This is a genomic window from Hydrogenophaga sp. (assembly GCF_035481345.1).
Lineage (GTDB): Bacteria > Pseudomonadota > Gammaproteobacteria > Burkholderiales > Burkholderiaceae_C > Hydrogenophaga.
On the sequence record NZ_DATIGV010000129.1, the window covers coordinates 24,751 to 34,628 of the forward strand.

Genomic DNA, 9,878 nt, shown 5'->3' on the forward strand with positions numbered 1-9,878 from the left:
GTGGCAGCACCGCTGGGCGCCATCGTCGATGCCCTCGGTGGCAGCTTGCTTGGTGACCCGGCCTTTTCCGTGCAGCGGCTCGCGCCACTTGGCAGCGCCCGCGCCGACGAGTTGGCCTTCGTGGCCAGCGCGCGCTACGCCACCCAGATCGCCGCTTCCCAGGCCGGTGCGCTCATCGTGCCGCCGGCGCTCGAGGCGGTCACGGCCGATCGGGCCGGGCGCATCGTCACCGACGACCCCTACCTCTACTTCGCGCGCCTGACCCAGTGGTGGCGCGAGCGGCACGAGCCGGCGCGCGCGCCGCGCATCGATCCACTGGCCAGCGTGCACCCCGACGCCACCCTGGGTCCCGGCGTCGACGTCGGGCCGTTCGCGGTGATCGCCGAGGGCGCCACGGTGGGCGCTGGCGCGCGCATCGGCGCGCACGCCGTGATCGGCCGCGGCGCGGCGGTGGGCGAGGGCAGCGTGCTGCACCCGCGCGCCACGCTGGGCGATCGCTGCACGATCGGCGACCGCTGCATCCTGTACAGTGGCGTGGTGATCGGTGCCGACGGCTTCGGTTTCGCGCCGCACCAGGGGCAATGGATCAAGATCGAGCAGCTCGGCGCGGTGCGCATCGGCCACGACGTGGAGATCGGCGCCAACACCTGCATCGACCGCGGCGCGCTCGACGACACCGTGATCGAGGACGGCGTCAAGCTCGACAACCTCATCCAGATCGGCCACAACGTGCGCGTGGGCGCGCACACGGCCATGGCCGGTTGCGTGGGCGTGGCCGGCAGCGCCGACATCGGCGCGCATTGCACCATCGGCGGCGGCGCCGTGGTGCTGGGCCACCTCAAGCTGGCCGATGGCGTCAACATCTCGGCCGCCTCGGTGGTCACGCGCTCCATCCTGCAGCCGGGGCACTACACCGGCATGTTCCCCATCGACGACAATGCCGCCTGGGAAAAGAACGCTGCTTCGCTCAAGCAGCTCAACCGCCTGCGCGAACGGCTCAAGGCCGTGGAACAAGCGATCGCGCGGGCCCAGACCAGAACGGACGACGCCTGATGGACATCCACCAGATCCTCAAACTGCTGCCCCACCGCTACCCCATCCTGCTCGTGGATCGTGTGATCTCGATCGAGAAAGGGCAGCGCATCCAGGCGCTCAAGAACGTCACCATCAACGAACCCTTCTTCACCGGCCACTTTCCGCACCGGCCCGTGATGCCCGGCGTGTTGATGCTCGAGGCCATGGCGCAGACCGCCGCGCTGCTGACCTTCGACACCCTGGGCGTGGCGCCCGACGACAAGACGGTCTACTACTTCGCCGGCATCGACGGCGCGCGCTTCAAGCGCCCGGTGGAGCCCGGCGACCAGTTGCTGATGGACGTGACGCTGGAGCGCGCCAAGGCCGGTATCTACAAGTTCAAGGGCGTCACCCGCGTGGGCAATGACGTGGCCTGCGAGGCCGAGCTCATGTGCACCATGCGCACCATCGCGTGACGCCAGGGGCGTGCGCATGAGCCTCATTCACCCCACGGCCCTCATCGATCCTTCGGCTTCGCTCGACAGCACGGTCGAGGTTGGCCCGTACACGGTCATCGGGCCCCACGTGAAGATCGGTGCCGGCACCACCGTCGGCGCGCATTGCGTGATCGAGGGTCACACCACCATCGGCCGCGACAACCGCATCTTCCAGTTCAACTCGCTGGGGGCCATTCCCCAGGACAAGAAGTACGCGGGCGAACCCTGCGAACTGGTCATCGGCGACCGCAACACCATCCGCGAGTTCTGCACCTTCAACATCGGCTCGCCCGGTGACAAGGGCGTCACCCGCGTGGGCGACGACAACTGGATCATGGCCTACGTGCACCTCGCGCACGATTGCACGGTGGGCAACAAGACCATCTTCGCCAACAACACACAGCTCGCGGGCCACGTGGAGGTGGGCGACTGGGTCATCTTTGGCGGCTTCACCGTGGTGCACCAGTTCGTGCGCATCGGCCCGCACGCCATGACGGCCATGTGCTCGCTGCTGTTCGCCGACGTGCCGCCCTTCGTGATGACCCAGGGCCAGCCGGCTGGCGCGCGCTCGATGAACTTCGAGGGCCTGCGCCGACGCGGCTACTCGGCCGAGCGCATCGCGGCCGTGAAGGCCATGCACAAGGCCCTGTACCGAGACGACCTCACGCTCGAGCAGGCCACCGCGCGCATCGACGCGCTGCGAACCGAACGCCCCGAGGCCGCCGAAGACGTGGAGCTGATGCTGGGCTTCCTGCGCGGCACTTCGGCGCAGCGCGGCATCGTTCGCTGATCACGGAGGCCAGGTGAGTTCGTCGCCACGTTTCGCGCTGGTGGCCGGCGAGGCCTCGGGCGATCTGCTCGCGGGCCTGCTGCTGGGCGGCCTGCGACAGCGCTGGCCGGCGCTCACCAGCGTGGGCATCGGTGGCCCGCAGATGGCCGCGCAGGGCTTCGACGCCTGGTGGCCCAGCGACAAGCTGGCCGTGCGCGGGTACGTGGAGGTGCTGCGCCACTACCGCGAGATCGTGGGCATCCGCACGCAGTTGCGCCAGCGCCTGCTGCAAGGCGAGCGGCCTGATGTCTTCATCGGCGTGGACGCGCCCGATTTCAACCTCGAGCTCGAGGCGACGCTCAAGGCCGCGGGCGTGCGCACCGCGCATTTCGTGTGTCCCTCCATCTGGGCCTGGCGTCCCGAGCGGGTGAAGAAGATCCAGGCAAGCGCGGACCACGTGCTGTGCATCTTTCCCTTCGAGCCCGCCTTGCTGGCCGAGCACGGCATCGCGGCCACCTACGTCGGGCACCCCGTGGCCAACGTGGTGCCCCTGGAGCCGGACCGCCTGGCCGCGCGCCGCCAGCTCGGCCTGCCCGAGGACGCGTCGGTGGTGGCCCTCCTGCCGGGCAGCCGGGGCTCCGAGGTCGACTACCTCGCGCGGCGCTTCTTCGAGGCCGTGCGGTTGATGCGGCAGGCCCGCCCCGATCTGTGCTTCGTGCTGCCCGCGGTGCCTTCGCAGCGCGAGCGCATCGAGCGCGTGGCGCGCGAGGCCGGCGTGGCCGAACAGGTGCGCATCGTGCCGGGCCAGTCGCACGCCGTGCTGGCCGCCTGCGACGTGACCCTGATCGCCAGCGGCACCGCCACGCTGGAGGCCGCGCTGTTCAAGCGGCCCATGGTCATCGCCTACAACATGAACTGGATCTCCTGGCAGATCATGCGGCGTCAGCGCCTGCAGCCCTGGGTGGGCCTGCCCAACATCCTGTGCGGTGATTTCGTCGTGCCCGAGCTGCTGCAGGACGAGGCCTCCCCTCCGCGCCTGGCGCAGGCCGTGCTCGACTGGCTCGACGACCCGGAGCGCGTGCGGGCCTTGCAAGCGCGCTTCGCCCAACTGCACCACGAGCTGCGCCGCGACACCGCGGCGCTGGCCACCGATGCGATCGAAACGCTTCTTGCTCGCTGAACAGGCCACGCTGGTCTGGGACACGCCCGGTCTGCACGCCGGAGTGGACGAGGCCGGCCGCGGCCCGCTGGCCGGCCCGGTGGTGGCGGCGGCCGTCATCCTCGACGAACTCCAGCCCATCAAGGGCCTGGCCGATTCCAAGCAGCTCACCGCCCTGCAGCGGGCGCGACTCTACGACGAGATCCGCGCCAAGGCCCTGTGCTGCAGCGTGGCCGAGGCCTCGGTGGAGGAGATCGACACACTCAACATCCTGCAGGCCACCATGCTCGCCATGCGCCGCGCGGTATCGGGCCTGCGCCTGAAGCCCGTGAAGGTGCTGGTGGACGGCAACCGCCTGCCGCCGCTGGACGTGCTGGCCGAGGCCATCGTGCAGGGCGACGCCAAGGTGCAGGCCATCTCCGCCGCGTCCATTCTGGCCAAGGTCACGCGCGACCGCCTGCTCGACGAGCTGCACCTGCAGCACCCGCAGTACGGTTTCAACCAGCACAAGGGCTACGGCACCGCGCAGCACCTGGACGCCCTGCGCCAGCACGGCCCGCTGCCGGTGGTTCACCGGCGCTCCTTCGCGCCGGTGGCGCAGGCTTTCGCGGCGCGCCTGAGCCCGGCCGGTTCGTCCGAAGAGGCCCGCACCGCAGCGCCCCGCGCGGGGGCGGCCCAATGACGGTCGAACCGCAGGACATCCAGTCGCGCGACAACCCGCTCGTGAAAGAGCTGCGCGCCCTGGCCCAGGACAACACGGCCTACCGCCAGCGCGGTCGGGTCTGGCTCGACGGCGATCACCTCTGCCGCGCCTTGCTCGCGCGGGGGCAGCGCCCGGCCATCGCGGTCTTCAGCGCCTCGGGCTGGCCGGGTGCCGACGGCGAACTGGCCCGCGCCGCGCCGCGCGTCGTCCGCCTGCCGGATGCCGTCATGGCCAGTGTGAGTGGTCTGGAATCGCCACCCGCCATGGGCTTCGTGGTCGATCTGCCGGAGACGCCCGATCTGCAAGCCGACGCGCCCACCGTGGTGCTCGACCGCCTGCAGGACGCGGGCAACGTCGGCTCCGTCCTGCGCAGCGCGGCGGCCTTTGGTTTCACGCAGGTGGCCGCGCTCAAGGGCACGGCGGCGCTGTGGTCGCCCAAGGTGCTGCGCGCGGGGATGGGCGCGCATTTCGGCCTGCGCCTGGTCGAAGGGCTTGCGCCCGACGACCTGGCCGCCTTGCGGGTGCCGCTGCTGGTCACCAGCTCGCACCAGGGCGAGTGGCTGCACCGCGCCCGCTTGCCCTGGCCCTGCGCCTGGGTATTGGGCCACGAAGGGCAGGGCGTCAGCGAGGCGCTGACGCAGCGCGCGCAGGCCTTCGTGCGCATCGCGCAGCCCGGTGGTGAAGAGTCGCTCAACGTCGGTGCCGCGGCGGCCATCTGCCTGCATGCGAGCGCGGCCACAAGGCTATAATTCCGCGGTTTATCTGCAATCGGCGCCATGCCTCGCGCGCCGCGGCTCCACACCCCAGGATTTCCGTCCACGCAGCGCCTTCAGGGTGCGGTGGATGCGAAGCCTGCGCGGCACCTGCCGACCGCGCGCGACGGCCAGCCCACCCCTTTTCTGGAGATTCCCGTGCTGCCCGTCCACCCGAAAGCCCTTCTCGCGCTCGCTGATGGAACGGTCTTTGAAGGCATCTCCATCGGCGCCACCGGCCAGACCTCGGGCGAGGTGGTGTTCAACACCGCGATCACCGGCTACCAAGAGATCCTCACGGATCCGAGCTACTGCCGCCAGATCGTTACGCTGACCTACCCCCACATCGGCAACACCGGCGTCAACGCCGAGGACGTGGAAGCCACGCGCATCCACGCCGCCGGCCTGATCATCAAGAACCTGCCGCTGCTGGCCTCCAACTTCCGCAGCGAAGCCACCCTCAGCGACTACCTGCGCCGCGAGAACACCGTGGCCATCGCCGACCTGGACACACGCGCGCTCACGCGCCGCCTGCGCACCCACGGCGCGCAGAACGGCTGCATCCTCGCGCTCGAACCCGGCCAGGCCGTCACCGACGCCCACCGCAAGCTCGCCATCGACGCCGCCAAGGCCGCGCCCAACATGGCCGGTCAGGACCTCGCCAAGGTGGTGTCGGTCGACAAGCCTTACGCCTGGTCCGAGACCGAGTGGACGCTGGGTGAGGGCTACGGCCAGCTCGGTGAGGCGGCCTTCCACGTCGTCGCCTACGACTTCGGCGTCAAGCACAACATCCTGCGCATGCTGGCCTCGCGCGGTTGCCGCGTCACCGTGGTGCCGGCGCAGACGCCCGCGGCCGAGGTCTTCAAGCTGCAGCCCGACGGCGTTTTCCTCTCCAATGGCCCCGGGGATCCGGAGCCCTGCGACTACGCCATCGCCGCCGCGCGCGAGCTCATCGACTCGGGCCTGCCCACCTTCGGCATCTGCCTGGGCCACCAGATCATGGCACTGGCCAGCGGTGCCAAGACCTTCAAGATGAAGTTCGGCCACCACGGCGCCAACCACCCGGTGAAGGACCTGGACGACGGCCGCGTGTCGATCACCAGCCAGAACCACGGCTTCGCGGTCGACGAGAAGACCCTGCCCGCCAACCTGCGCCCCACCCACGTGAGCCTGTTCGACGGCACGCTGCAGGGTCTGGCCCGCACCGACCAGCCGGCCTTCTGCTTCCAGGGCCACCCCGAGGCCTCGCCCGGTCCGCACGACATCGGCTACCTGTTCGACCGCTTCGTGGCGCTCATGAAGGAACGCGCGGCCGTCGCCGCCTGACAGGGCCTGAATGAAGCTCTTCAGCTTTCCCGCCGCCGCCATCGAGAAGGCCATTGCCAAGCGCCAACTCACGCTGCCGTCTCCGCACAAGGAGTGGTTTGCGCAGCGCTGGGCGCAGAAGCCCTACCGCAAGGACTTCCTTGACCACAAGGCCGTGCCGCTGGTGACGCTGCTGGCCAAGTGCAAGACCTGGGACGACGAGACCTTCAACACCGAAATGGCCGCGTGGGACGTGCGTTTCCACGACGCCGAGGCCGAGGTGCTGCGTCCCCTCATCCAGGGCGATGGCTTGCTGCAACTGATGCAGAAGGCCGTGCCCGCCGAGCGCGCCCAGGCCCTGCTCGACAAATTGAATCAACGCGCGGACTGATCCGCGCCGACACAAGATGCCCAAGAGAACAGACATCCAGACCGTGCTGATCATCGGCGCCGGTCCCATCATCATCGGCCAGGCCTGCGAGTTCGACTACTCCGGCGTGCAGGCCTGCAAGGCCCTGCGCGAAGAGGGCTACCGCGTGGTGCTGATCAACAGCAACCCCGCGACCATCATGACCGACCCGGCCACGGCCGACGTCACCTACATCGAGCCCATCACCTGGCAGACGGTCGAGAAGATCATCGCCAAGGAGCGCCCGCAGACGGCCGGTGGCTTCGCCATCCTGCCCACCATGGGTGGCCAGACCGCGCTCAACTGCGCGCTCGACCTCTGGCGCCACGGCGTGCTGGCCAAGTACGGCGTCGAGCTCATCGGCGCCACGCCCGAGGCCATCGACAAGGCCGAGGACCGTCTGAAGTTCAAGGACGCGATGACGCGCATCGGCCTGGGTTCGGCGCGTTCGGGCATCGCCCACAGCATGGAAGAGGCCTGGGGCGTGCAGAAGACCGTGGGCTTCCCGGTCGTCATCCGCCCCAGCTTCACGCTGGGTGGCACGGGCGGCGGCATCGCCTACAACCCCGAAGAATTCGAGACCATCTGCAAGCGCGGCCTGGAGGCCTCGCCCACCAACGAGCTGCTGATCGAAGAATCGCTGCTCGGCTGGAAAGAGTACGAGATGGAGGTCGTGCGCGACAAGGCCGACAACTGCATCATCGTCTGCTCGATCGAAAACCTGGACCCGATGGGCGTGCACACCGGCGACTCCATCACCGTGGCGCCGGCGCAGACGCTGACCGACAAGGAATACCAGATCCTGCGCAACGCCAGCCTCGCCGTGCTGCGCGAGATCGGCGTGGACACCGGTGGCTCCAACGTGCAGTTCTCGATCAACCCGAAAGACGGTCGCATGATCGTCATCGAGATGAACCCGCGCGTCTCGCGTTCGTCCGCGCTGGCCTCCAAGGCCACGGGCTTTCCCATCGCCAAGGTCGCGGCCAAGCTGGCCGTGGGCTACACGCTCGACGAGCTGCGCAACGAGATCACCGGCGGCGCCACGCCCGCCAGCTTCGAGCCCTCGATCGATTACGTCGTCACCAAGATCCCGCGCTTCGCTTTCGAGAAGTTCAAGGACGCCGACGACCGCCTCACCACGCAGATGAAGAGCGTGGGCGAGGTCATGGCCATGGGCCGCACCTTCCAGGAAAGCTTCCAGAAGGCCCTGCGCGGCCTGGAGGTCGGCGTCGACGGCATGAACGAGAAGACGCAGGACCGCGAGACGCTGGAGAAGGAGCTCGGCGAGCCCGGCCCCGAGCGCATCTGGTACGTGGGCGACGCCTTCGCCGCCGGCTGGACGCTGGACGAGGTGCACCAGTTCACCAAGATCGACAAGTGGTTCCTCGTGCAGATCGAGGAGATCGTCAAGCTCGAACTGGCCATGGACGCGCTGACTGCCCAGAAAGGCGAGGGCGCGCTGGCCTCACTCGACGTGGTGACGTTGCGCGAACTCAAGAAGAAGGGCTTCTCCGACCGCCGCCTGGCCAAGCTGCTCAAGACCGACGAGAAAGCCGTGCGCGCCGCGCGCCATGCGCAGAACGTGCGCCCCGTCTACAAGCGCGTGGACACCTGCGCGGCCGAGTTCGCCACCACCACCGCCTACCTGTACTCCACCTACGAAGGCCACGGCGACGCCGAGTGCGAGGCCGAGCCCACCACCAACAAGAAGATCATGGTGCTGGGCGGAGGACCCAACCGCATCGGGCAGGGCATCGAGTTCGACTACTGCTGCGTGCACGCCGCGCTCGCGATGCGCGAGGACGGCTACGAGACCATCATGGTCAACTGCAACCCCGAGACGGTGTCCACCGACTACGACACCAGCGACCGCCTCTACTTCGAGCCGCTCACGCTGGAAGACGTGCTCGAGATCGTCGACAAGGAAAAGCCGGCCGGCGTGATCGTTCAGTACGGCGGCCAGACGCCGCTCAAGCTCGCGCTGGGCCTGGAAGCGGCCGGCGTGCCCATCATCGGCACCACGCCCGACATGATCGACGCGGCCGAAGACCGCGAGCGCTTCCAGAAGCTGCTGCACGACCTGGGCCTGCGCCAGCCGCCCAACGCCACCGCGCGCACCGAGCCCGAAGCCCTGGAGAAGGCCGCGGCGCTGGGCTACCCGCTGGTGGTGCGCCCCAGCTACGTGCTGGGCGGCCGTGCCATGGAAATCGTGCACGAGCAGCGCGACCTGGAGCGCTACATGCGCGAGGCCGTGAAGGTCAGCAACGACTCGCCCGTGCTGCTCGACCGCTTCCTCAACGACGCCATCGAGTGCGACGTGGACGCGGTGCGCGACGCCACCGGCCGCGTGTTCATCGGCGGCGTGATGGAGCACATCGAACAGGCCGGCGTGCACAGCGGCGACTCCGCCTGCTCGCTGCCGCCGTACTACCTGAGCAAGGCCACGGTGGACGAGCTCAAGCGCCAGACCGCGGCCATGGCCCAGGGCCTGAACGTGGTGGGCCTGATGAACGTGCAGTTCGCCATTCAAGAAGTGGAAGAGGGCGGCGCGAAGAAGGACGTGATCTACGTGCTCGAAGTGAACCCGCGCGCCTCGCGCACGGTGCCCTTCGTCTCCAAGGCCACGGGCATCCAGCTCGCCAAGGTGGCCGCGCGCTGCATGGCGGGCCAGTCGCTGGACCAGCAGGGCATCGGCGATGAGGTCGTGCCCCCGTACTTCAGCGTGAAGGAAGCCGTGTTCCCCTTCGTCAAGTTCCCGGGCGTGGACACCATCCTCGGCCCCGAGATGAAGTCCACCGGCGAGGTGATGGGCGTGGGCAAGACCTTCGGCGAGGCCTTCGTGAAAAGCCAGATCGGCGCGGGCACCAAGCTGCCCACGTCGGGCCGGGTCTTCCTCACGGTGAAGAACAGCGACAAGCCGCGCGCCGTCGAGGTGGCGCGCCAGCTCATCGAACTCGGCTTCGAGCTGATCGCCACGCGCGGCACGGCCGCGGCCATCGAGGCCGCGGGCTTGGCGGTGCAGACGGTCAACAAGGTCACCGAAGGCCGCCCGCACATCGTGGACATGATCAAGAACGGCGACATCGCGCTGGTGATCAACACGGTGGAAGAGCGCCGCAACGCCATCGCCGACTCGCGCGCCATTCGCACCTCGGCGCTGCTGGCCCGTGTGACGACCTTCACCACCATCGCTGGCGCCGAAGCGGCCGTCGAGGGCATGAAGTTCCTGAACAGCCTGGACGTGATTTCCGTGCAGGAAATGCACGCGCA

The 9,878-nt window shown here is 68.8% G+C and carries 9 protein-coding genes; all 9 read left to right on the forward strand.

Annotation, left to right across the window (positions count from 1 at the left end; genetic code table 11):
• Entirely contained in the window at nucleotides 1-1,053 is a 1,053-nt protein-coding gene (lpxD, locus tag VLG41_RS14300; RefSeq protein WP_325350069.1) for a UDP-3-O-(3-hydroxymyristoyl)glucosamine N-acyltransferase, read from the forward strand.
• Nucleotides 1,050-1,490, forward strand: coding sequence for a 3-hydroxyacyl-ACP dehydratase FabZ (fabZ, locus tag VLG41_RS14305; protein WP_035620661.1), 441 nt, complete (start codon nucleotides 1,050-1,052; stop codon nucleotides 1,488-1,490). The genes lpxD and fabZ overlap by 4 nt, the downstream gene beginning before the upstream one ends.
• 16 nt (nucleotides 1,491-1,506) lie before the next feature.
• Complete coding sequence (gene lpxA, locus VLG41_RS14310; RefSeq protein ID WP_325350070.1) at nucleotides 1,507-2,301, forward strand: acyl-ACP--UDP-N-acetylglucosamine O-acyltransferase; 795 nt, start codon at nucleotides 1,507-1,509, stop codon at nucleotides 2,299-2,301.
• 13 nt (nucleotides 2,302-2,314) lie between these two features.
• Nucleotides 2,315-3,460: a lipid-A-disaccharide synthase gene (gene lpxB, locus VLG41_RS14315; protein WP_325350071.1), complete on the forward strand. Its 1,146-nt coding sequence runs from the start codon at nucleotides 2,315-2,317 to the stop codon at nucleotides 3,458-3,460.
• Complete coding sequence (gene rnhB / locus VLG41_RS14320; RefSeq protein WP_325350072.1) at nucleotides 3,432-4,121, forward strand: ribonuclease HII; 690 nt, start codon at nucleotides 3,432-3,434, stop codon at nucleotides 4,119-4,121. The genes lpxB and rnhB overlap by 29 nt, the downstream gene beginning before the upstream one ends.
• A complete protein-coding gene (locus tag VLG41_RS14325; RefSeq protein ID WP_325350073.1) occupies nucleotides 4,118-4,891 on the forward strand; it encodes an RNA methyltransferase in 774 nt (257 codons plus the stop codon). Before rnhB ends, VLG41_RS14325 begins: the two co-directional genes overlap by 4 nt.
• Nucleotides 4,892-5,053: 162 nt before the next feature.
• Nucleotides 5,054-6,220, forward strand: coding sequence for a glutamine-hydrolyzing carbamoyl-phosphate synthase small subunit (gene carA, locus VLG41_RS14330; RefSeq protein ID WP_325350074.1), 1,167 nt, complete (start codon nucleotides 5,054-5,056; stop codon nucleotides 6,218-6,220).
• 10 nt (nucleotides 6,221-6,230) lie between these two features.
• Nucleotides 6,231-6,590 (forward strand): hypothetical protein, encoded by a 360-nt coding sequence (locus VLG41_RS14335; RefSeq protein WP_325350075.1) that lies wholly within the window; start codon nucleotides 6,231-6,233, stop codon nucleotides 6,588-6,590.
• Nucleotides 6,591-6,606: 16 nt separating this feature from the next.
• Nucleotides 6,607-9,878: carbamoyl-phosphate synthase large subunit (carB, locus tag VLG41_RS14340; protein WP_325350076.1), on the forward strand; the 3,272-nt coding region annotated here is incomplete at its 3' end.